Consider the following 19,971-nt stretch of genomic DNA (forward strand, 5'->3'; position numbering starts at 1 on the left):
GCTAGCCAGCGCCTTGCTGAAACTGGCCGACAGCGCCACGCCGCCGGTGCGCCTGCAACTCGGTTCGGACACCGTGCAGCGCGTGCGTGCCAAGAACCAGTTCGTCGAGCAGGAGATGTCGCAATGGCTCGACGTCGCCGTCTCTACCGACCGTGACGACGTGGTGAAGCAGGCCGCCTAAAACAAGTCGGCACGCGGATAGCCCCATGCCGGCACACCCGCCGGGCATGGGGCCGGCGCCAGGTGCAGCGTAGAGAAATTACCACGTGGGGTGCTGGCGAAACGGTAGTCGGACAGCGCATCCTTCGCCAACTCCGGCATGCGGCCGAAGCGCAGCCACGCATCGGCTTCGCAGTTGGACGCCTTCAGCGCGCGTAATTGCGACAGACTGGCGTCCGCGCTACCGTGTTGCAGCACGCCCGTCCACAGTGTCTGCGCCGGCTTTTTCTCCACCAGCCCTGCTGGACAGGCCGATGGCGCCAGCCAGTCCGGCGCGATGCTGGCAACGCCGCGCCGCAAGCGATAGCGGTCCGCCGCCGGATTGCTCTCCACGCTGGCGTAGGACCAGCACAAAGGCTGAGACGGAAACGCCGTCATCGCCAGATCCAGCACGCGCGACGCCGGGTCGATGCGCTGCAAGTCCGCCGTAATCTGCGCCCGGCCGATATGTGACGCTACGCCCTGCAGCGCGATAAAGCCAACGCTGATCCCCAGCGCCAGCAGCAGGCCGCCGCGTCCCTGTGGGCCGGAACGCATTTGCGCCCAACCGCACACCACGCCAATTACCAGCAATGCGACCAGCGACGGCCAGCCCAGATAGCCTAACGCCGCAAACGCTACCAGCGCCGCGGCCAGCAGCGCCAGCCCGGCGATGCGCACGCCGCGCCAGCGCATGATCAACGCCATCGGCACCGCAATCGCCGCCCAGAACAGCGGCTCGACGATAAACACCATATCGCCATACAGCCAGCGCGCATCGAGCGGATACCACGGATGCAAGCCATACGAATTGGTGTAGTCCATCAGCAGGTGCAGCGCGAAGCCGAGACCTATGCTCAGCGCCAGCCCAAGCCGCGCCGGCCGGCTGGTGCGCAGCAGCGCCCGCGCCGACGGCCAGCATAACCACAACAGCGCCGCCAGCAGCAACGCCTGCGGCACCGCCCATGCCACCGTATGTGTGTGGCCGCGATGATTCAGCAGATAGCCCAGCGGATCGGGCAGCAGCTTGGTCAGGAACAGGTCCAGATCAGGAAAATTGCTGGCCAGCGCGCAGGCCACCAGCAGCAGCCGATGCCGCACGCGCTGCGCCGGCGCGTCGGCTTCCGCAGGCAGGCTGCGATGTACAACCTCGCCGACGCTAAAACCGATAATACTATGGGTGATGTTATCCATCTGAGTCCGGGGCAAGCAGCTGCTTCAGCCGCTGAGGGTAGTGGTTGAGAAAATCGCGCGTGATCGCGTAATGCTCCGTGTCTTCGTACGCCACCTCGGTGATGCCGGTGCCGTCGAACAGCATGATCTTCGCGTTGGGATACGCCAGCAGAATCGGCGAGTGGGTGGCGATGATGAATTGCGAATCCTGCTGCACTAGCTGGTCAATCACGCGCAACGCCGCCAGCTGCCGATTCGGCGACAGCGCCGCCTCCGGCTCGTCCAGCAGATACAGGCCATGGCCGCGAAAAGTATTCAGCAGCACCGACATGAACGCCTCGCCATGCGAACGTGCATGTAACGAGTCGCCGCTGGAGGCGCCGCGACCATAATATTGGTCCATGCGCGTGGCGACATTATGGAAACTCTCGGCGCGGAAGAAATAGCGGTCGCGCGGCGTCTTGAAGCTCTTGGATAGCCGCAGCGACTGGAACAGGGGTGACGCCTCCTGCGCCGTATTCAGATTGCTGACATTGCGGCTGCCGCCATCGATGCTGAAGCCCAGCGCCAGCGCGATCGCTTCCAGCAGCGTCGATTTGCCGGCGCCGTTCTCGCCGATGAAAAAGGTCACGTCCGGATGAAAATCGAGCGCTGACAAATCGCGCACCGCCGGCACGCGATAGGGATGGCGCTCCCAGTCCACATCGTCACCGAACAGCGCGGTGATCCTTTGCAGATAGGGCCTGGCCTGCAATCCCACTAGCGCTGCACTTCGACGCCGCGCCAGAACGCCACGTGGTCCTTGATCTGCGCGGCCTTGTCGGACGGCTCCGGGTAGTACCACGCGGCGTTTTCGTTGACCTTGCCGTTGACGTTGAGCGAATAGTAGCTGGCCAGTCCTTTCCATGGACAGCGCGAGGTGTGGCTGCTGTCCTGCAGGTACTCGCGCTTCACGCTCGACGGCGGGAAGTAGACATTGTTTTCAACGATTTCAACCTCGTCGTCGTTCGCCTGCGCGATGACGACGCCATTCCAGCTAGCGGTAGGCATGACCAGTCTCCTTTATGTAGTGCCGCACTCCACGCGATTGCGGCCGCCGTGCTTGGCGCGATACAGCGCGGTGTCGGCCTGCCGCAGCAGGCCGTCCGCATCATCGATTTCCATGTGATCGAACGAGCCCACGCCCAGGCTGGCCGTGATGTGCAGCGGCCGCGTGCCGGCGTAGTGCACCTGCGCCTCGATCTTGGCGCGCAGCGCTTCGGCGAACTTGCAGGCGCCGTCCAGCGGCGTATTCGGCAGGATCACGCACAGCTCCTCGCCGCCGTAGCGGCCGGGGATGTCGATCACCCGCACGTTGTCGCGCAGCAGCCGGCCCAGCGCGGTCAACACCTGGTCGCCCACGGCGTGGCCATGGTCGTCGTTGACCTTCTTGAAGTGATCGAGATCGATCATCACCGCCGACAGCGGCGCGCGGAAACGCTTGGCGCGCGCGGTTTCAAACTTCAGGCGGTGCAGCAGCGAACGGCGGTTGTGCAGGCCGGTCAGATCGTCGGTGGTGGCCAGCAGTTCCAGCTCGCGCACCGTCGCCGACAGCGTTTTTTCGTTGGCGCGCAATTCGATCAGCGCCATCACCTGGCGCGCCAGCTTGACCAGCATGGCGCGCTTGTCGGCGCTCAGGCCACCCGGCTTGGTATCGAGCACGCACAAGGTGCCGATGGCGAAACCGTCGGACGACGTCAGCGCCACGCTGCTGTACATGCGCATGAACGGCGCGCTGACCGTCAGCCGCATGGTGGTGGTGCGCGGGTCCAGCCGCAGGTCGGGGATTTCAGTGGCGGCGTCGCCCAGCACCGCCAACGAACAGTAGCTCTCGCCGCGCGGCAGTTCGCCCATGTGCATGCCGGCGCAGGACTTGATCCACACGCGGTCGGCGTCCACCAGCGAAATGAAAGCATAAGGCACCTCGCAGACCTTGGTCGCCAGCTCGGTGAGGAAGCTGAAGTCTTCGCAGGCGGGAGTGTCGAGGATGTGATACCGGTGCAGCGCGGCCAGGCGGAAGTTGTCGGCCTGCGAGTGGGCGTTGATCAGCGTGTGTACTTTTTCTTCGGCCAGCATGGGCCTCCCTGGATGGTAACGACGTGTTCTTTAGCCAAGGAGTTTATAGCAAAACAAGACCGGTGGGAGCGCTCCCTCCCACCCGGCAGGCACTTTTTATGCCGATTTGGCCATAATCTCGCGCAGCGCTTTTTCAAACACCGCCGCCGGCTGGCCGCCGGAGATCAGGTGGCGCTCGTTGATGATCACGGCCGGCACCGAGTTGATGCCGTGACGGTGAAAGAATTCCTCCGCTTCGCGCACCTCGGCTGCGTACTCGTTCGAATGCAGCACCTTGCGCGCCGCTTCCTTGTCCAGCCCCACTTCGCCGGCCACGTAGATCAGCACCTCGTGTGCGCTCGGGTCCAGGCCCTGCGTGAAGTAGGCCTTGAACAGCGCTTCCTTCAGCGCCTTCTGTTTGCCTTCCAGCCCGGCCCAGTGCAGCAGGCGGTGGGCGTCGAAGGTGTTGTAGATGCGGGCACGCTTGTCCATGGCGAAATCAAAGCCGACATCGGCGCCGCGCGAACGGATCATCTCGCGCGCCTGCTGCTGCTGCTCCGGCGTCGATCCGTATTTCTCGGTCAGGTGCTCGGTGATGTCCTGGCCTTCCGGCGGCATCGCCGCGTTCAGCTCGAACGGCTGGAAGTGGATCTGCACGTCGGCGTCGTCGCCGATGGCGTCCAGCGCCTGGTTCAGTGAGTTCAGGCCGATCGCGCACCATGGGCACGAGACGTCCGAGACGAAATCAATTTTTATTGGCGTTGCCATGTTTGCCTTTCGATTTGCTGCCGATGCGGCTTTCTTTACCCGCGATCAGATTCGAGATATTTTTGCTATGACGGAATACCAACAGCACGCTCATGATGAACACGGCGGCCAGCTGCGGCTCCACGCCAAACAATAAACCATAATAGAACGGCGCGAAGATCGCTGCCACCAGCGCCGCCAGCGACGAATAGCGGAAGGCGAACGCCACCACGGCCCACGTCACCAAGGTGGCGACGCCCAGCCAGACATTCAAGCCCAGCAGCACACCGGCCGCCGTCGCCACGCCCTTGCCGCCGACAAAGCGGAAGAACACCGGCCACAGATGGCCGAGGAACACGGCAATCGCCACCAGCGCGATGGTGGCGTCGCCGACATTCAGGCGTTCCTGGAAATGCAGCGCCAGCCACACCGCCAGCCAGCCTTTGACAGCGTCGCCGAGCAAGGTCACGATGGCGGCTGCCTTATTGCCGCTGCGCAACACGTTGGTGGCGCCGGGATTTTTCGAGCCGTAGGTGCGCGGGTCGGCCAGGCCGAACAACTTGCTGCTGACGACGGCAAATGAGATCGAGCCGATCAGGTAGGCGGCCACGGTCATCCAAACTGTATTCATCTTTTCCTCTAGTTATCGTTCTGGGCCCACATTAACGGGGCCGCTGAATATACAGCCTTACTCGGCCAGTGCGCAATGCACCGGCTTGGCATTGAGCAGTTCGGTCAGCACCTGCGGCGCAATGCCGACCAGGTAACCGCGCCGCCCTCCATTGATATAAATCGTTTCCAGCGCAAGAATGCTATCCTCTACATACACCGGCATGCTTTTCTTGGTGCCGAACGGCGAGGTGCCGCCGATCATGTAGCCGCTGTGGCGCGACGCCACCTCCGGCTTGCATGGTTCGACGGATTTGCAGCCGATGTTGCGGGCCAGGTTCTTGGTGGAGACCTTGCAATCGCCGTGCATCAGCACAATTAAAGGTTTAGCGGCCTCGTCTTGCATCACCAGGGTCTTGACCACGTGATGTTCGTCGACGCCCAGTTCGCGCGAGGACACACCGGTGCCGCCGTGCTCCTCGTAGTTGTACGGGTGCTCGGAGAACGCCACCTTGTGCTTGCGCAGTAGTTGAGTGGCAGGGGTTTCGGAGATATGCTCTTTTTTAGCCATGGTGCGATCGGAGTTGTTCATTATGCAGCAGGAAATTCGCTTTGCTACTTTCAATGTTTGCAATCTTTCCCAGCCTGGGGCGAAATTGTACGACAATCTGGCGCCCCTGACCGAGGCCGAGTATGAAGCGAAAGTCGCCTGGACGGCGCAACAGCTAGACCAGCTCGACGCCGACGTCATCGGCTTGCAGGAAATTTTCTCGCTCGACGCGCTGCGCGACGTGCTGGCCCACAGCCGACGCTACCGCGAAGCCACGCTGACCGGCTTTGCGCCGCCGCCCGATCCGGCCACCGGCCTGCCGCGCATGACGCCGGAACTGGCGCTGATTTCGCGCCTGCCTCTGGCGGCGCCGGCCCAGGCCTACATTATGTTCCCGGCCGGCATATCACTGCCCGACGGCCACCGCGACGCCGACCGCTTCGCCCGCGCGCCGCTGCACGCGCAGGTGGTGCTGCCGGATGAACGGATTGTCGACGTCATCGTGGTCCACCTCAAGTCCAAGCGGCCCGACTACAGCAGCGGCGACACCGGCGACGACCCGATGCTGCACGCGCAGGCCAACCTGCGCTCGCTGATCCGGCGCGGCACCGAAGCGGTGGCGCTACGCTCGCTGCTGAGCGCAATGGACAAGCAGCAGCAGGATCGGCGCCGGCCGCGCGTGGTGCTCGGCGATTTCAACGACACCGTGGACGCAGTGACCACTCACATCGTCATGGGCGCTGGCGCCGCCTGCGAGCCGGGCGAGGAGTTGCACGGCCAGCTGTTCGACAGCCGCCAGATCCAGTCCGGCCGCGAACGCCGGCGCGACAGCGGCTACACCATCGCTCACGACGGCCGCCACGCCACCATCGACCATGTGCTGGTGTCGGAGGAATTCAATCCAGCCTCGCGCCACGCGATCGGCGAAGTGGCCGAAGTGACCTACCTCAACGAGCACCTGGCGCTGGCCACGCCGGCCGCGTCCGACCACGGCCAGGTGCTGGTCAGCTTGCGTCTCTACTAGGCCACCCACGCGTTTTTGCATTTCAGCCGTGCTTTTGCACGGCTTATCGCATTTTTCTGGCTGTCGCCCTTGGAAATACCTAAAGTGGCAACATGCGCAACCTCCTTCAGGCCAGAAAAACGATATGAGACTAGAAACTTTGCCTCCACAAACGCAGCCCACCGTCCGTAGCCGGCGCTGGCGCACACCGGCGGCCATCCTGATCGTGGTCGCACTGGCCGGCGGCGGCTGGACCGTCCTGCGCAGCAAGCCGGCGCCCGCGCCCGCCCCTGCCACCACTGCAGCCAAGGAAAAGAAAGAGATCTTCGAGCTGTCGACAGGCGACGTCGCCGCCGTCAGTTCCCGATCATTGGCGGTCAGCTTGCCCTTGTCCGGCTCGCTGGCGCCCCTGAGTTCCGCCACCATCAAGTCCAAGGTCTCGGGCGTGGTGGAAGCGACCACGTTGCAGGAAGGCATGGCGGTTCGCGCCGGCCAGGTGCTGGCCCGCGTCGACCAGGCCGACCTGCGCGCGCGCCTGCAACAGCAGCAGGCCATGCTGGACGAGGCGCAGGCCAGGCTGGCGCTGGCCACCAAGAATGAAACCAACAGCCAGGCGCTGCTGAAGCAAAAATACATCTCGCAAAACGCCTACGACTCCACGCAGAACTCGGTCGACCTGGCGCGCGCCTCGGTCAAGTCCGCCAGCGCCATGGTGGAACTGGCCCGCATCGCCCTCAACGACGGCGTGATCAAGGCGCCGATCGACGGCGTGGTCAGCAAGCGTCACGTGCAGGCCGGCGAAAAGCTGGCGCTGGACATGCCGGTCTACAGCATCGTCAACCTGGCGGAGATGATTCTGGAAGCGCAGGTGCCGGCCTCGGAAATCCCGCGCATCAAAGTCGGCCAGGACGTCAAATTCCGCGTCGAAGGCTATGCCCAGCGCGACTTCCACGGCAAGGTGGCGCGCATCAATCCGGCCACCGAAGCCGGCTCGCGCGCCATGCTGGTCTATATCGCCGTGCCGAATGGCGACAACGCGCTGCGCGCCGGCATGTTCGCCAAGGGCAGCATCGTCACCGACCGCTCGGCCGTGGCGCCGATCGTGCCGCTGGCCGCCGTGCGCAGCGACAAGGACGGCAAGCACCTGGTCTACAAGGTGGAACAGGGCAAGCTGGTGGCGCAGCCGGTCAAGATCGGCCTGCGCAACGAGGATGAGGGCTACGCCGAAGTCACCGAAGGCCTGCAGCAAGGCGCCAACGTCATCGTCTCGCGGCTGGACAACCTGAAGCCCGGCGCCGCCGTCAAACTGCCGGCCGCCGCCAGTGGCACCGGCAGCGGCGCGCCGCCATCGGCCCAGGCCAAGGCCGCTGAACCGGCGAAGGGCTGATCATGTGGATTACCAAAGTCAGCATCCGCAACCCGGTGTTCGCCACCATGGTGATGGTGGCGCTGATGGTGCTGGGGTTGTTCTCGTACCGCGGCCTCGGGCTGGAAGCCATGCCCAACATCAGCATTCCCGGCGCCGCCATCGAGGTCAATTACCCGGGCGCCTCGCCGGAAGCGGTGGAGAACGACATCACCCGCCCGATCGAGGAAGCGGTCAACACCGTCAGCGGCATCAAGACGCTACGCGCCAACTCGTGGGAAGGCCGGGCCGGCGTCTACGTCGACTTCGAACTGTCGACCGATATGGACCGCGCCATGCAGGATCTGCGCGACAAGGTGGCGCAGGTGCGGCCGCGCTTCCCGCGCGAAGCCAAGGACCCGTTCATCGTCCGCTTTGAAGGCGAGAACGCGCAGCCGATCGCGCAGATCGGCCTGACCGCCAGCGAGCACTCGCTGCGCGACCTGTCGACCATCGTCGACCAGATCGTCGCCAAGCGCTTCCAGGGCGTGGCCGGCGTCGGCCAGGTACGTACCAACGGCATGGCGGCGCGCCAGATCCTGATCCAGCTGCGGCCCAACGACCTGACCGCGCAGGCGGTCGGCGTCGATGAAGTGCTGAACGCGATCCAGAACACCAACACCAACCTGCCCGCCGGCTTCATCAGCTACGGCGCCAGCGAGCGGCTGGTGCGGGTGGAAGGCAAGATGAAAGACCCGCGCGACTTCAACAAGATCATCGTGGCGCGCCGCGCCAACGGCCCGGTCTACCTGGAACAGGTGGCGACGGTGGAAGACGGCGCGCAGGAAGAGCTGTCGATCTCGCGCATCAACGGCCAGCGCGCCGTCACGCTGGACATCACCAAGGTGCAGGACGCCAACGTGGTCGAAGTGGGCCGCCGCATCCAGCAGGTCGCAGCCGACCTGAAGAAAACGCTGCCGGCCGATATCAAGCTGGAAGTGCTAAATGACGAATCCCTGAAGGTGCAAAGCCAGCTCGATAACGTCAAGGAGACGATCATCGAAGGCGCGGTGCTGACCATGGTGATCGTGTTCTTCTTCCTGCACTCGTGGCGCTCGACCATCATCACCGGCCTGACGCTGCCGATTTCAGTGATGGCCAGCTTTATTGCGATGAAGGCGTTCGGCTTCACGCTCAATTTCCTGACCCTGATGGCGCTGTCGCTGTGCATCGGCCTGCTGATCGATGACGCCATCGTGGTGCGCGAGAACATCGTGCGCCACCTCGGCATGGGCAAGAATCACCGCAAGGCGGCCGAAGACGGCACCAACGAAATCGGCCTGGCGGTGATGGCCACCACCTTTGCGATTGTCGCCGTGTTCATCCCGGTGGCCTTCATGGACGGCATCATCGGCCGCTTCTTCCTGCAGTTCGGGATCACGGTGGCGGTGGCGGTGCTGGTGTCCTTGTTCGTCTCGTTCACGCTGGACCCGATGCTGTCGTCGGTATGGCCGGACCCGGTGCAGGACCGCTTCAAGTACGTGCCGTGGCTGGGCCGCTTCATGCACTGGCTGGAAGGCGGCGTCGAATGGCTGCACGTGGTGTACGGCAAAGTGCTGGCGCTGGCGCTGCGCTGGAAGAAAATGACGCTGCTGCTGGCCTTTGCGCTGTTCGCCGGCAGCATCCTGCTGGTGCCGAAAATCGGTGGCGAGATGATGCCGGAGCAGGACAACGGCTGGGTCAACTTCATGATCAAGACGCCGGTCGGCTCCAGCCTGGAATACACCGACAACAAGATGCACCAGGTGGAAGACGCGCTGAAGGCGTTCCCGGAAATCGCCAGCGTCAACACCGTGGTCGGCACCTGGGACGGCCGTAACACCGCCCAGCTCGACATGAAGCTGCTCGACCGCAAGCTGCACAAGCGCCGCACCCAGCAGCAGATGGAAGCGGCGATCCGCGCGCGCCTGAGCCAGATCGCGGGCATCACGCTGTCGATGGGCCAGAAGCCGATCTTCATCGCCATCCTCGGCACCGACGAAGGCAAGCTGGACGACGTGGCGCACCGGCTGATGGACAAGATGCGCAAGATCAAGGGCATCGCCGACCTGGAATACAGCCAGGAAGGCGCCAATCCGTCGACCAACATCAAGATCAACAACGAGCTGGCCAGCGACCTGGGACTGACCACGCAGCAGATCGGCGCCGCGCTGCGGCCGTTCGTGGCAGGCGACACCACCTCGCACTTCCTGGCCTCGGACGGCCAGAACTACGACGTCAACGTGCAGTTGCCCAAGTCCGGCCGCCAAAAGGTGACCGACCTGGCCGACCTGTCGCTGGCGTCGAGCAAGCTAGGCCCGGACGGCCGGCCGATCATGGTGCCGCTGCGCCAGGTGGTGGAATTTGTGCCGGCCTTCAGCCCGCAGGTGCTCAAGCGCCAGGCGCTGCAACGCCGGGTAGCGGTGTACGCCAGTACCGAAGGCCGTCCGGGCGGCGACGTCGACAGCGACGTCAAGAAGGTCATGAAGGAAATCGAGCTGCCGGCCGGCGTGCGCTTCGACGTTGGCGGCAATGCGCAAAGCATGGCGGAATCGATGAACTCGGCGATGGTGGCGCTGGGTATCGCGGTGATCTTCATCTACCTGGTGCTGGCGTCGCAGTTCGGCAGCTTCCTGCAGCCGGTGGCGATCATGATGTCGCTGCCGCTGTCGCTGATCGGCGTGCTGGTGGCACTGCTGGTAACGGGGAGTACGCTGAATATCTTCTCGGTGATCGGCTTCATCATGCTGATGGGCCTGGTGACCAAGAACGCGATTTTGCTGGTGGACTTCACCAACCATGCGCAGAAGGAAGGCCAGAACCAGTACGACGCCCTGATGACCGCCGGCCAGGTGCGGCTGCGGCCTATCCTGATGACGACGCTGGCGATGGTGTTCGGGATGCTGCCGATGGCGATCGGCATGGGGGACGGCGGCGAAACGCAAGCGCCGATGGGCCGCGCGGTGATCGGCGGCGTGCTGACCTCAACCCTGCTGACGCTGGTGGTGGTGCCGGTGGCTTACACCTACCTGGACCGCTGGGGCAAACGCTGCGCGCGCTTCTTCAAGGGAAAACACGAAGAAGAACACGTGCTGCGTGAGGTAGCCTGATCCGGGGGTTATTCGGTGCCGGGGGTGGACGCTTCGCCCTCGGCCACGTCTTCCTCTCCTTCCTGCGCCAAATCCGGGTTGTTCTTCAACTCGGCCTTGCGCCGGTTCTTCTCTTCCTGCTTTTTCTTCTTTTCCAATTCCCGCTGCCGCTTTTCATATGCGAAGTTTGTTTTGGCCATTTGCTTCTCCTTCTTTAAAAGCGTTGCACTGCACAACCCTCATTATGAACCAAGTTGCTCACCCGCGAGGATGATGTTGCGCATGCAAATGCTTGAGGCGTTCGCGGGCGACGTGTGTATAGATCTGCGTGGTCGAGATATCGGAGTGTCCCAGTAGCAATTGAACAACACGCAAGTCGGCGCCGTGGTTCAGCAAATGGGTGGCAAACGCGTGCCGCAATGTGTGCGGCGACAGCGGCGTCTTGATCTCCGCGTTTAACGCATGCTTCTTGATCAGTACCCAGAACATCTGCCGCGTCATGCCGGCGCCGCGCGCGGTGACGAACAGCGCGTCGTCCTGCTGGCCGTTGAGGATGACGCCGCGCGCTCCATTGACGTAGCGCTCGATCCAGACCCGCGCCTGCTGACCAAACGGCACCAGCCGCGTCTTGGCGCCCTTGCCGGTCACCCGCAGCACGCCGTCGTTCAGGCTCAGTTCCAGCATCTTCAGGTCGACCAGCTCGGACACCCGCAGGCCGCTGGCGTACATCAGCTCCAGCATGGTGCGGTCGCGCAAGCCCAATGGGGTATTGACATCCGGCACGGCCAGCAAGGCCTCCACCTGCGCTTCGCTCAGCGTATGCACAAAGCGCTGCGGCTGCTTGGCCGACACCAGCTTCAGGCTGGGATCGTCCTCGATACGGCGCTGCCGCTGCAACATCTGGTAGAAGCGTCGGATAACCGATAGTCGCCGGTTGGACGAGGTCGCCTTGCCCTGCTCATGGCGCGCGCCGATATAGCTTTCGATATCGTGGGCGGCCACCGCCAGCAGGCCGCCGACGTCCGGCCGCTTCTTTTCCAGCCAGCCGGCGAACAAACGCATATCGCGCCGGTAGGCTTCCAGCGTATTCTTCGACAGCCCGTCTTCCAGCCACAGGCTGTCGCAGAACTCGTCAATCAGAGCAAAGTTGTCTGCTGCCATGCGTATTCACTCGATCCTTCATGTGCCAGCAACCAGCGTTTGATGCCGAGCAGGTAACCGTTGGGATCGTCGCTGTTAGAGAAGCCGCCCAGGCCGGTGGCGGCGGTCACGCGGTGGCATGGCACCACCACCGGGAACCAGTTGGCGCCGCACGCCTGCCCCACCGCGCGCGGCGCCGACCCGAGGTGCCGCGCCAGTTCGCCGTAGGTGCGCGTGCTGCCGCGCGGAATCGCGCACAGCTCATCCCACACCTTTTGCTGGAACTCGGTGCCACTGCGCTTGAGCGGCAGGGAGAACTGGAAGTCGGCGTCGTCGCAATACTTGCCTACTTGGTAAGCCAGCAATTCGGCCGTCGCGTCCTGCGGCGCTTTTGCCTCAAAATGGGGCGGCAGGTAGCACAGCTCGGTAATCATGCCCTGAGCCGTGCGAACGCCCAGTTTCCCAAAGGGGAACGCCAGAACGGCGGCGAACAACTCACTACCCTGTTGTATTTTCATCACAGTTACTTGCACCAAAAAAGTACCAAAGTTGTCCGAACGCACCATATTGTTGCGTCCTTACTACAGCAAAAAAACCACGTTTAATAGATTGTAAAGCGTCGGGGCGAAAAAAAACGCACCCTCAGGTGCGTTTTCAAATCCTGCTTCACGTTCCCGGTCGCTTGCTTGGTTCCGTAGCACGCTTGTGGCGGCCTGCAGACCCTATAACAGCAACATTCTGTAAAACGTGTGTCTCCTCGATCTATTGCCGGTATTCGTTACCGTTTCTATACACACTCCCCACTAACAATTCTTTGCTACAAGGTCGCATATCGATATGCATGTTTCCCTGAGAGCGACGCCATCATAACGTATTCGTTAAGCTTTTTCTCAAGTTTTTTGTAGCGGAAAGCGGAACTAGTTTAAGAGTAAATCAAATTTGGCAGCCACAAGGAAATTTGTGGTATGTATGTGACCAGGATCAAGAACCCCAGCATGGTCAGCAGCCAAGGCCATACCGCCACCGTCAGTTCGGTGATGCCCATCTTGGTGATGCCGGACGCCACATACAAGTTCAGGCCCACCGGCGGATGGCACATGCCGACTTCCATATTGACCACGATCAAGATACCGAAGTGCACCGGATCGATCCCCAGCTTCATCGCCACCGGGAACAGGATAGGCGCCATAATCAGCACGATCGACGATGGTTCCATGACGTTACCAGCCAATAGCAGCAGGATGTTCACCACCAGCAGGAACGACACCACCCCCAGCCCCTGGCCGGTGATCCACTCGGCCATGGCCTGCGGAATGTTTTCACTGGTCATCAGGAACGAGAACAGGATGGCGTTGGTGATGATATACAGCAGCATGGCCGACATCGCCGCCGAATCCAGCAGCACCTTGCCCACCTGCTTCAGCTTCAGGTCCTTGTAGACGAACACCGCGATAAAGAACGCGTACACCGCCGCCATCGCCGCCGCCTCGGTCGGCGTGAACGTGCCGGTGTAGATGCCACCCATCACGATGACGATCAGCAGCAGGCCCCACGCGCTCTTGCGGAAGGTGGTCCAGCGCTCACCCCAGCTGGCCTTGGCCATGCGCGGGTAGTTGTGCTTGCGCGCCAGCCACCAGGTGGTCAGGCCCAGGAAGAACGCCAGCATCACACCCGGCACCACGCCGGCCATGAACAGCTTGCCGACCGAGGTGTTGGTGGTGACCGAATACATCACCATCACGATCGACGGCGGGATCAGGATGCCCAGCGCGCCGGAGGTGGTGATGACGCCGGCGCCGAAGCTCTTCGGATAGCCCTGGCGCACCATGGCCGGCAGGATGATGGAGCCGATCGCCACCACGGTGGCCGGCGACGAGCCCGACACCGCCGCGAACAAGGCGCAGGCCAGCACGCCGGCCAGCGCCAGGCCGCCGTGCCAGTGGCCGACCATCGAGCTGGCGAAGTTGATCATGCGCCGCGCTACCCCGCCATGGGTCAGGAAATTGCCCGCCAAAATAAAGAACGGGATGGCCATGATCTCGAATTTCTCAATGCCGGTAAACAGCTTGAGCGCCACGGTGTCGATCGGCACCTCGGTCATGGTAAACAGGAACGTCAGCACCGTCAGGCCGAGCGAGATGGAGATCGGCATGCCGGTCAGCATCAGCGCCAGCAGCAGCACGAAAATAATCAGCGCGTTCATGCTTGGGCTCCTTTGTCGCTCACTGGCAGTTCGTTTTCCAGGCCCTCGACGTGCGAGTGGTCATGCTTAGGCAGCGCGCCGGTCTTGACGAACGACACCAGCACCTGCAGGAAGCGGAAGCACATCAGATAGGAACCCAGCGGCACCGCCAGGTAGACGATCCACATCGGAATTTCCAGGTCGGCCGAGGTCTGGTCGGTCTGCGACATGTGGTGCACGAAGTTGGCGCCCAGCGTGCCGATGATGGCGGTGAACGTGGCGCCGGCCAGCAGGCCGAATATGATAAATTTGTTGCGCCACGGGGTGTTCATGCGGTTGATCAGCACGTCGACGCCGACGTGGATTCCGGTGCGCACGCCGTAGGCCGCGCCGAACTTGGCCATCCACACGAACATGTAGATGCAGGCCTCCTGGGCCCAGCTGGTATTAATGGTGATCAGGTAATCCTGCAGGCCGGGAATCGGCAGGCCGGACAGGTAGCGGTGCAGCACCGCTACGAAGATCAATAGCGTCGCCACGCCCATTAGGGACGCGATCAGCCATTCTTCGAGCTTATCGAGGAATTTCATGGTGTACCTTTAGAGGAAAAAGGAAACGGGACGGCCTTGCGCCGCCCCGGCCGCCGGGCTCTTACTTGGAGGCTTCTTTATTGATCGCCGAGATCAGGTCCTTGCCGATCCGGCCTTCCATCGATTGCTGCACCGGCAGCAGCGCTTTACGCCAGTCGGCCTGCTCTTTCACGCTGAGCGTGTAGATTTCGGTTTTGCCGGTCTTCTTGATGGCGTCCAGCGCCAGATCATTGTCACGTTGCGCGATGGCTTTCTCGAAGGTGGTGGCATCCTTCATCGCCTTATCCAGCGCGGCGCGGATATCCGGCGGCAAGCCGTCCCAGAACTTCTTGTTAACGATCACCGCATAGCCCAGGTAACCGTGGTTCGACACCGTCACATACTTCTGCACCTCGTGCATCTTCTGCGTGTACATATTCGACGGCGGATTCTCGGTGCCATCCACCACGCCGGTCTGCAGCGCCTGGTACACCTCGGAGAACGCCAGCACCTGCGGATTGGCGCCCAGCGCGCGCATCTGCGCGTCCAGCACCTTGGACGACTGGATGCGCATCTTCAGACCTTTGAAGTCGCTCGGATTGCGCAGCGGCTTATTGGCCGACATCACCTTGAAGCCGTTATCCCAGAACGCCAGGCCGGTAATGCCCTTCGGCTCCAGCTTCTTCAGCAGCGACTTGCCGATTTCGCCTTCGGTCACGTTGTACAGCGCGGTCTTCGACGGGAAGATATATGGCAGGTCGAACGCCTCGAACTCCTTCACGCCCAGCGGGCCGAACTTAGCCAGCGACGGCGCCAGCATCTGCACCGCGCCCAATTGCAGCGCTTCCAGCTCTTCCTTGTCCTTGTACAGCTGGCTGTTCGGATAGACCTCGACCTTGACGCGGCCGTTGGTGGCTTTTTCCGCCAGTTGCTTGAAGCGCTCCGCTGCCTGGCCTTTCGGCGTGTCGGTCGCCACCACGTGGCTGAATTTGATGACGATCGGCGCCTGGGCGTACACGTTGAAGCTCAGGGCGGCGCTCAGGACGAGCAGTGCGGTTTTCAGTTTCATGAAGTCTCCTGGTGGTTAAATTGCGCTATTGTTCTATTTTGGTCGATTCTTATGAATTGCTGCAACACATGCAACTGTGGATAACCACAATGACCGCCCGGTTCCGACCGACTACCCTGAGCCCCCATGACCTCCAGCCCCGCCAATCCTCACGCTCCGCGCCGTCGCCCGTATTCCAGCACCTCGCTGCGCTGGCTGCTGCCGATCGTGCTGGTGTTGTTTTTCCTGGCAATCCTGATCTGGCTGCCCTGGCAGGCGCGCCAGATGGAGAGCAACGAGCGCCAGGAACAGCTGATCGCCGATACGCTGTGGGTCGAACAGACCATCCGCTTCCAGATGGCGCGCGACGAGGAAAGCCTGCGCACGCTGGGGATCGAGATCGCCGCCGGTCGCCTGTCGCCGAAAGAACTGCACGAGCGCATGGCGCGCCTGCTGCAGAACGGCCATGAACTGCTGCGCGTGGTCTGGCTGACGCCGGACGGCCGGCCCGGCGGCAGCAGCGACCCGCTGGCCGTGCCGATCGAACTGACGGCGGCGTCGCGCGCCACGGCCGAGATCACGCGCAAGACCCGGCGCCCGATGTACACCCAGCCGGAGATGCAGGCGCACAACCCGTCGGCAGCGCCGTCGGCGGTGCTGATGGACTACCACGTGCCGCTGTTCCACGGCGACACCTATCTGGGCGACCTGGTGGCCACCTACCAGACCGCCGCGCTGCTGGACGAGATGGTGCCGTGGTGGTTCGCGCAGGACAACCAGGTCACGCTGGTGGACCGCGACGACAAGGTGCTGGCGCGGCGCGCGGCGGCCGGGCCGGGTCACGGCGTCTACACCCACAAGCGCGCGCTGGATTTGCCCGGCGCCTCGGTCACGCTGGTGACCGACAGCGTCAAGAGCGAACCGCAGCTGCTGCCCAACCTGCTGGTCGGCTCGGTGATCGTGCTCTCGCTTGGCCTGTTATGGAGCCTGCTGGCCTTGTGGGGCCACATCTCGAAAAGGCTGGCGGCGGAAGGCGCGCTGCGCCAGCAGATGTCGTTCCGCACCGCGATGGAAAATTCGCTGGTGACCGGCCTGCGCGCGCGCGACCTGGAAGGCCGCATCACGTATGTCAATCCGGCCTTCTGCCAGATCGTCGGCTATCCCGCCGAGGAAATCGTCGGCAAGCTGCCGCCGATGCCCTACTGGGCCGAAGAAGCCATGTCCGAGTACCAGGCGCGCTTTGCCTCGGTCCTCGCAGGTAAAGTGACGCCGCAATTCGAGACCTTCTTCCAGCGTCCCAACGGCGAGCGGGTGCCGGTGCTGGTGTTCGAGGCGCCGCTGGTGGACAACAACGGCAAGCAGACCGGCTGGATGGGCTCCATCCTCGACATCTCCGACCGCAAGCGCATCGAAGAGGTCAACCGACAGCAGCAGGAAAAACTGCAATCGTCGGCGCGCCTGGCCACCATGGGCGAAATCGCCTCGATGCTGGCGCATGAACTGAACCAGCCGCTGGCCGCCATCTCCAGCTACACCACCGGCGCGCTGAATGTGCTGGATCGTGACGCGCCGGTCGACCGCGCCATCCTCAAGCCGGCGCTGGAACAGGCCAGCGCGCAGGCGCAGCGGGCCGGCCAGATCATCCGCAGCGTGCACGAATTCGTCAAGAAGCGCGAACCGCTGCGCCAGGCATTGGCCATCCCGTCGCTGCTGGACGGCATCCGCGCGCTGATCGAGCTACAAGCGCGCCAGAGCTACGTCACCTTCCGCACCGAGATTCCGCCCGACCTGCCGCCGGTGCGCGCCGACCGCGTGATGATCGAACAGGTGCTGCTCAACCTGACCCGCAACGGCATCGAAGCCATGCAGCACATCCCGCCGCAGCGCCGCATCCTCAACGTGGTGGCGGCCTATGACGCCGAGACGGACAAAGTCAGTGTCGCCGTCATCGACCAGGGCCACGGCATCCCGGAAGACGTGGCGGCGCGGCTGTTCTCGCCGTTCTTCTCGACCAAGGCCGAAGGCATGGGTATGGGCCTCAACATCTGCCGGACTGCGATAGAATTCCACGGTGGAGCCCTGACCTTCCACGCCAACCCGCAAGGCGGGACCATATTTACGTTCGTGCTGCCGGCTGCGCCGGTCGCCACGACACAGGAGACATAAGAAAAATGCTGCATATCGTCGACGATGAAGCGGTAGTGCGCGACGCACTGAGCTGGCTGGCCACATCCCGGGCGATAGCCGCGCGCGCCTACGAATCGGGGGCGCAGTTCCTGCAGCAGATTGGTGATTTTGACGCGGCCGGCGACTGCGTGCTGCTCGACGTGCGCATGCCGGACATGAACGGCGTGGCGGTGTTCGACCAGCTGCTGACGCGCGGCCTGGCGCAGCGCATGCCGGTGATTTTCCTGACCGGCCACGGCGACGTGCCGATGGCGGTCGACACGCTGAAACGCGGCGCCTTCGACTTCTTCGAGAAACCCTTCAACGACAACCAGTTGATGGACCGCGTGCAGGAAGCGCTGACCAACTCGCGACGCGCCAGCGACACCGCCGCGGTCCACGCCCGCCTGGCCACGCTGTCGACGCGCGAGCGCGAAGTGCTGGACCTGATCCTGGCCGGCAAAATGAACAAGGTGGTGGCCGACCAGTTGGGCATCAGCATGCGCACGGTGGAAGTCCACCGCGCACACATCTTCGACAAGATGCAGGTCAAAACCGCCGTTGAACTGGCGGGCCTGCTCAAATAATCCCAGACGTGAGTCGTTGTTCGGCTAACTTGTGAACACACCCCAGGCTAAATTAAATACATAAGCACTTATGTATTATGTTAAAGTTCCAACATGAGACAAGGACTTGGAACCCAGTTGCGCCATTTGATCGACTTGCTGGACGGCGCCGTCAGCGCCGCCTACGACGAGGCGGGCATCGACTATCGGCCGCGCTATACACCGGTGATGCGGGCGCTGGAAGGCGGCCAACCGCACACCGTCAGCCAGATCGCCGAAGCGGCCGGCATCACCCAGCCGGCGGCCACCCAGACGGTCGCGCTAATGATCAAGGAAGGACTGCTGGAATCGTCGCCCGGCGTGCGTGACGCGCGCCAGAAAGTGGTGCGCCTCAGCGCCCGTGGCCGAGACCTGCTGCCGCAACTGCACCTGTGCTGGCAAGCCACCCGCGCCGCCGCCGACAGCCTGGATGGCGACCTGCCCTACCCTTTGTCCGAAGCCCTGGCGGCCGCCATCGCCGCCTTGCAGCATCAGCCATTCGGCGCCCGCATCCGCAAAGCGCGCGCCGCCATCACCAAGGAGACATCATGAGCATCGCCCAACCCGCAGGTACGCCCATCCCTTCTTTCCGCGCGCGCGTGTTGACGCATCCGCTGCTGCGCATCGTGCTCGGCGTGGTCGCCGTCATGCTGCCGATTTCGCTAACGCTGGCGCTGATCCATGCCCTGGTGCCGCAGCCGCTGCGCATGGTGTGGCCGATGCCGCTGGCCGCCGTGCTCAGCTTCCTGAGCTACCGCCTGTTCGTCATCCGCATCGAGAAACGCCAGCCGGCCGAACTGGCGGCGCCGCACGCCGCACGCGACCTTGGCGCCGGCGTGGTGGCCGGTGCGGCGCTGGGGCTGAAGGTGGCCGTCATCCTGGCGGTGATGGGCGCGTTTGTGGTCACCGGCACCAGCACCGGCTGGGACTTCCTGCTCAAGTGCCTGCCGGAGCAGATCATGGTGGCGACGTTTGAGGAGCTGATCTTCCGCGCCGTGCTGTTCCGCATTGTCGACCAGCGCTGGGGCACGCGCACCGCGCTGGCGGTATCGTTCGTGCTGTTCTCCCTCGCCCATCTGCCCAACGACAACATCAGCGCGCTGGCAGTGCTCAACACCGCCGTGGTATCGCTGACGCTGTGCGCCGCGTATATGCTGACCGGCCGCGTGTGGCTGCCGATCGGCATTCACTTCGGCTGGAACTTCCTGTTTGACGGCGTGTTTGCAGTGCCGCTGTCCGGCCACGCAGCGCGCGGCTGGCTGCAAGTCTCGCTGCCCGGCCCCGAATGGCTGACCGGCGGCGCCTACGGCGTCGAAGCCTCGGTGCTAACGCTACTGGTGTGGGGCATCGCCACGGTGCTGGTGCTTAAACGCGCTCAACCGCATCACCTCGCTTGATAGCGCTCAAATGACGG

Annotated in this window: 21 protein-coding genes; 8 read left to right on the forward strand and 13 right to left on the reverse strand. The window is 63.2% G+C overall.

Going from position 1 to position 19,971, the window contains the following annotated elements:
• Positions 1-13 precede the first annotated feature (13 nt).
• Complete coding sequence (locus HH213_RS06175) at positions 14-181, forward strand: hypothetical protein (protein ID WP_371875696.1); 168 nt, start codon at positions 14-16, stop codon at positions 179-181.
• On the opposite strand, the gene HH213_RS06180 is transcribed toward HH213_RS06175, so the two are convergent.
• The 7 genes from HH213_RS06180 to ybaK form a co-directional block, all read right to left on the reverse strand.
• Positions 178-1,392 (reverse strand): metal-dependent hydrolase, encoded by a 1,215-nt coding sequence (locus HH213_RS06180; protein ID WP_169111456.1) that lies wholly within the window; start codon positions 1,390-1,392, stop codon positions 178-180. The two genes, HH213_RS06175 and HH213_RS06180, sit on opposite strands and share 4 nt — an antisense overlap.
• Positions 1,385-2,131, reverse strand: coding sequence for an AAA family ATPase (locus tag HH213_RS06185; RefSeq protein ID WP_169111458.1), 747 nt, complete (start codon positions 2,129-2,131; stop codon positions 1,385-1,387). Before HH213_RS06185 ends, HH213_RS06180 begins: the two co-directional genes overlap by 8 nt.
• Entirely contained in the window at positions 2,131-2,421 is a 291-nt protein-coding gene (locus tag HH213_RS06190) for a DUF427 domain-containing protein (RefSeq protein WP_169111460.1), read from the reverse strand. The genes HH213_RS06185 and HH213_RS06190 overlap by 1 nt, the downstream gene beginning before the upstream one ends.
• Positions 2,422-2,433: 12 nt before the next feature.
• Positions 2,434-3,486, reverse strand: a complete 1,053-nt coding sequence (locus tag HH213_RS06195; protein WP_169111462.1) for a GGDEF domain-containing protein — start codon at positions 3,484-3,486, stop codon at positions 2,434-2,436.
• Between the two features lie 96 nt (positions 3,487-3,582).
• A complete protein-coding gene (locus HH213_RS06200; RefSeq protein WP_110845091.1) occupies positions 3,583-4,233 on the reverse strand; it encodes a DsbA family oxidoreductase in 651 nt (216 codons plus the stop codon).
• Positions 4,211-4,843, reverse strand: coding sequence for a glycerol-3-phosphate 1-O-acyltransferase PlsY (gene plsY, locus HH213_RS06205; RefSeq protein ID WP_169111464.1), 633 nt, complete (start codon positions 4,841-4,843; stop codon positions 4,211-4,213). The genes HH213_RS06200 and plsY overlap by 23 nt, the downstream gene beginning before the upstream one ends.
• Positions 4,844-4,900: 57 nt before the next feature.
• Positions 4,901-5,392, reverse strand: coding sequence for a Cys-tRNA(Pro) deacylase (ybaK, locus tag HH213_RS06210; protein ID WP_110845650.1), 492 nt, complete (start codon positions 5,390-5,392; stop codon positions 4,901-4,903).
• A 22-nt stretch (positions 5,393-5,414) separates the two neighbouring features.
• Between ybaK and HH213_RS06215 the strand changes: the two genes are divergently transcribed.
• The 3 genes from HH213_RS06215 (at position 5,415) to HH213_RS06225 (ending at position 10,868) form a co-directional block, all read left to right on the forward strand.
• A complete protein-coding gene (locus HH213_RS06215) occupies positions 5,415-6,395 on the forward strand; it encodes an endonuclease/exonuclease/phosphatase family protein (RefSeq protein ID WP_169111466.1) in 981 nt (326 codons plus the stop codon).
• Between the two features lie 124 nt (positions 6,396-6,519).
• Positions 6,520-7,761: an efflux RND transporter periplasmic adaptor subunit gene (locus tag HH213_RS06220; RefSeq protein WP_169111468.1), complete on the forward strand. Its 1,242-nt coding sequence runs from the start codon at positions 6,520-6,522 to the stop codon at positions 7,759-7,761.
• A 2-nt stretch (positions 7,762-7,763) separates the two neighbouring features.
• Positions 7,764-10,868 carry an efflux RND transporter permease subunit gene (locus tag HH213_RS06225; RefSeq protein ID WP_169111470.1) on the forward strand — a complete coding sequence of 1,035 codons (3,105 nt, stop codon included), beginning with the start codon at positions 7,764-7,766 and terminating at the stop codon, positions 10,866-10,868.
• An 8-nt stretch (positions 10,869-10,876) separates the two neighbouring features.
• On the opposite strand, the gene HH213_RS06230 is transcribed toward HH213_RS06225, so the two are convergent.
• The 6 genes from HH213_RS06230 to HH213_RS06255 form a co-directional block, all read right to left on the reverse strand.
• A complete protein-coding gene (locus tag HH213_RS06230; RefSeq protein ID WP_169111479.1) occupies positions 10,877-11,047 on the reverse strand; it encodes a hypothetical protein in 171 nt (56 codons plus the stop codon).
• A 58-nt stretch (positions 11,048-11,105) separates the two neighbouring features.
• The gene (xerD, locus tag HH213_RS06235) at positions 11,106-12,008 is read right to left on the reverse strand and encodes a site-specific tyrosine recombinase XerD (RefSeq protein ID WP_169111481.1); all 903 of its coding nucleotides are present in this window, start codon (positions 12,006-12,008) and stop codon (positions 11,106-11,108) included.
• Positions 11,984-12,505: a methylated-DNA--[protein]-cysteine S-methyltransferase gene (locus HH213_RS06240; protein WP_110845652.1), complete on the reverse strand. Its 522-nt coding sequence runs from the start codon at positions 12,503-12,505 to the stop codon at positions 11,984-11,986. Before HH213_RS06240 ends, xerD begins: the two co-directional genes overlap by 25 nt.
• A 404-nt stretch (positions 12,506-12,909) precedes the next feature.
• The gene (locus HH213_RS06245; protein WP_169111483.1) at positions 12,910-14,190 is read right to left on the reverse strand and encodes a TRAP transporter large permease; all 1,281 of its coding nucleotides are present in this window, start codon (positions 14,188-14,190) and stop codon (positions 12,910-12,912) included.
• Positions 14,187-14,759 carry a TRAP transporter small permease gene (locus tag HH213_RS06250; protein WP_110845097.1) on the reverse strand — a complete coding sequence of 191 codons (573 nt, stop codon included), beginning with the start codon at positions 14,757-14,759 and terminating at the stop codon, positions 14,187-14,189. Before HH213_RS06250 ends, HH213_RS06245 begins: the two co-directional genes overlap by 4 nt.
• Positions 14,760-14,820: 61 nt before the next feature.
• Positions 14,821-15,807, reverse strand: a complete 987-nt coding sequence (locus HH213_RS06255) for a TRAP transporter substrate-binding protein (protein WP_110845098.1) — start codon at positions 15,805-15,807, stop codon at positions 14,821-14,823.
• 126 nt (positions 15,808-15,933) lie between these two features.
• On the opposite strand from HH213_RS06255, the gene HH213_RS06260 reads away from it, so the two are divergent.
• From HH213_RS06260 to HH213_RS06275, 4 genes are all read left to right on the forward strand, one after another.
• On the forward strand, positions 15,934-17,952 hold the full coding sequence (locus tag HH213_RS06260) for a two-component system sensor histidine kinase NtrB (protein WP_169111485.1): 2,019 nt from the start codon (positions 15,934-15,936) through the stop codon (positions 17,950-17,952).
• 5 nt (positions 17,953-17,957) lie between these two features.
• On the forward strand, positions 17,958-18,539 hold the full coding sequence (locus tag HH213_RS06265) for a response regulator transcription factor (protein ID WP_169111487.1): 582 nt from the start codon (positions 17,958-17,960) through the stop codon (positions 18,537-18,539).
• Positions 18,540-18,632: 93 nt separating this feature from the next.
• Positions 18,633-19,109 carry a MarR family winged helix-turn-helix transcriptional regulator gene (locus tag HH213_RS06270; RefSeq protein ID WP_169111489.1) on the forward strand — a complete coding sequence of 159 codons (477 nt, stop codon included), beginning with the start codon at positions 18,633-18,635 and terminating at the stop codon, positions 19,107-19,109.
• Complete coding sequence (locus tag HH213_RS06275; RefSeq protein ID WP_169111491.1) at positions 19,106-19,954, forward strand: CPBP family intramembrane glutamic endopeptidase; 849 nt, start codon at positions 19,106-19,108, stop codon at positions 19,952-19,954. Before HH213_RS06270 ends, HH213_RS06275 begins: the two co-directional genes overlap by 4 nt.
• The last annotated feature ends 17 nt before the right edge of the window (positions 19,955-19,971 follow it).

The organism is Duganella dendranthematis, from assembly GCF_012849375.1.
GTDB lineage: Bacteria > Pseudomonadota > Gammaproteobacteria > Burkholderiales > Burkholderiaceae_D > Rugamonas > Rugamonas dendranthematis.

Bases quoted from the DNA above. Each gene is read 5' to 3' on its own strand.
- HH213_RS06180 (WP_169111456.1), bottom strand. From the start codon at position 1,392: ATGGATAACATCACCCATAGTATTATCGGTTTTAGCGTCGGCGAGGTT.
- HH213_RS06190 (WP_169111460.1), bottom strand. From the start codon at position 2,421: ATGCCTACCGCTAGCTGGAATGGCGTCGTCATCGCGCAGGCGAACGAC.
- HH213_RS06195 (WP_169111462.1), bottom strand. From the start codon at position 3,486: ATGCTGGCCGAAGAAAAAGTACACACGCTGATCAACGCCCACTCGCAG.
- HH213_RS06200 (WP_110845091.1), bottom strand. From the start codon at position 4,233: ATGGCAACGCCAATAAAAATTGATTTCGTCTCGGACGTCTCGTGCCCA.
- plsY (WP_169111464.1), bottom strand. From the start codon at position 4,843: ATGAATACAGTTTGGATGACCGTGGCCGCCTACCTGATCGGCTCGATC.
- ybaK (WP_110845650.1), bottom strand. From the start codon at position 5,392: ATGGCTAAAAAAGAGCATATCTCCGAAACCCCTGCCACTCAACTACTG.
- HH213_RS06215 (WP_169111466.1), top strand. From the start codon at position 5,415: ATGCAGCAGGAAATTCGCTTTGCTACTTTCAATGTTTGCAATCTTTCC.
- HH213_RS06220 (WP_169111468.1), top strand. From the start codon at position 6,520: ATGAGACTAGAAACTTTGCCTCCACAAACGCAGCCCACCGTCCGTAGC.
- HH213_RS06225 (WP_169111470.1), top strand. From the start codon at position 7,764: ATGTGGATTACCAAAGTCAGCATCCGCAACCCGGTGTTCGCCACCATG.
- HH213_RS06230 (WP_169111479.1), bottom strand. From the start codon at position 11,047: ATGGCCAAAACAAACTTCGCATATGAAAAGCGGCAGCGGGAATTGGAA.
- xerD (WP_169111481.1), bottom strand. From the start codon at position 12,008: ATGGCAGCAGACAACTTTGCTCTGATTGACGAGTTCTGCGACAGCCTG.
- HH213_RS06240 (WP_110845652.1), bottom strand. From the start codon at position 12,505: ATGAAAATACAACAGGGTAGTGAGTTGTTCGCCGCCGTTCTGGCGTTC.
- HH213_RS06245 (WP_169111483.1), bottom strand. From the start codon at position 14,190: ATGAACGCGCTGATTATTTTCGTGCTGCTGCTGGCGCTGATGCTGACC.
- HH213_RS06250 (WP_110845097.1), bottom strand. From the start codon at position 14,759: ATGAAATTCCTCGATAAGCTCGAAGAATGGCTGATCGCGTCCCTAATG.
- HH213_RS06255 (WP_110845098.1), bottom strand. From the start codon at position 15,807: ATGAAACTGAAAACCGCACTGCTCGTCCTGAGCGCCGCCCTGAGCTTC.
- HH213_RS06260 (WP_169111485.1), top strand. From the start codon at position 15,934: ATGACCTCCAGCCCCGCCAATCCTCACGCTCCGCGCCGTCGCCCGTAT.
- HH213_RS06265 (WP_169111487.1), top strand. From the start codon at position 17,958: ATGCTGCATATCGTCGACGATGAAGCGGTAGTGCGCGACGCACTGAGC.
- HH213_RS06270 (WP_169111489.1), top strand. From the start codon at position 18,633: ATGAGACAAGGACTTGGAACCCAGTTGCGCCATTTGATCGACTTGCTG.
- HH213_RS06275 (WP_169111491.1), top strand. From the start codon at position 19,106: ATGAGCATCGCCCAACCCGCAGGTACGCCCATCCCTTCTTTCCGCGCG.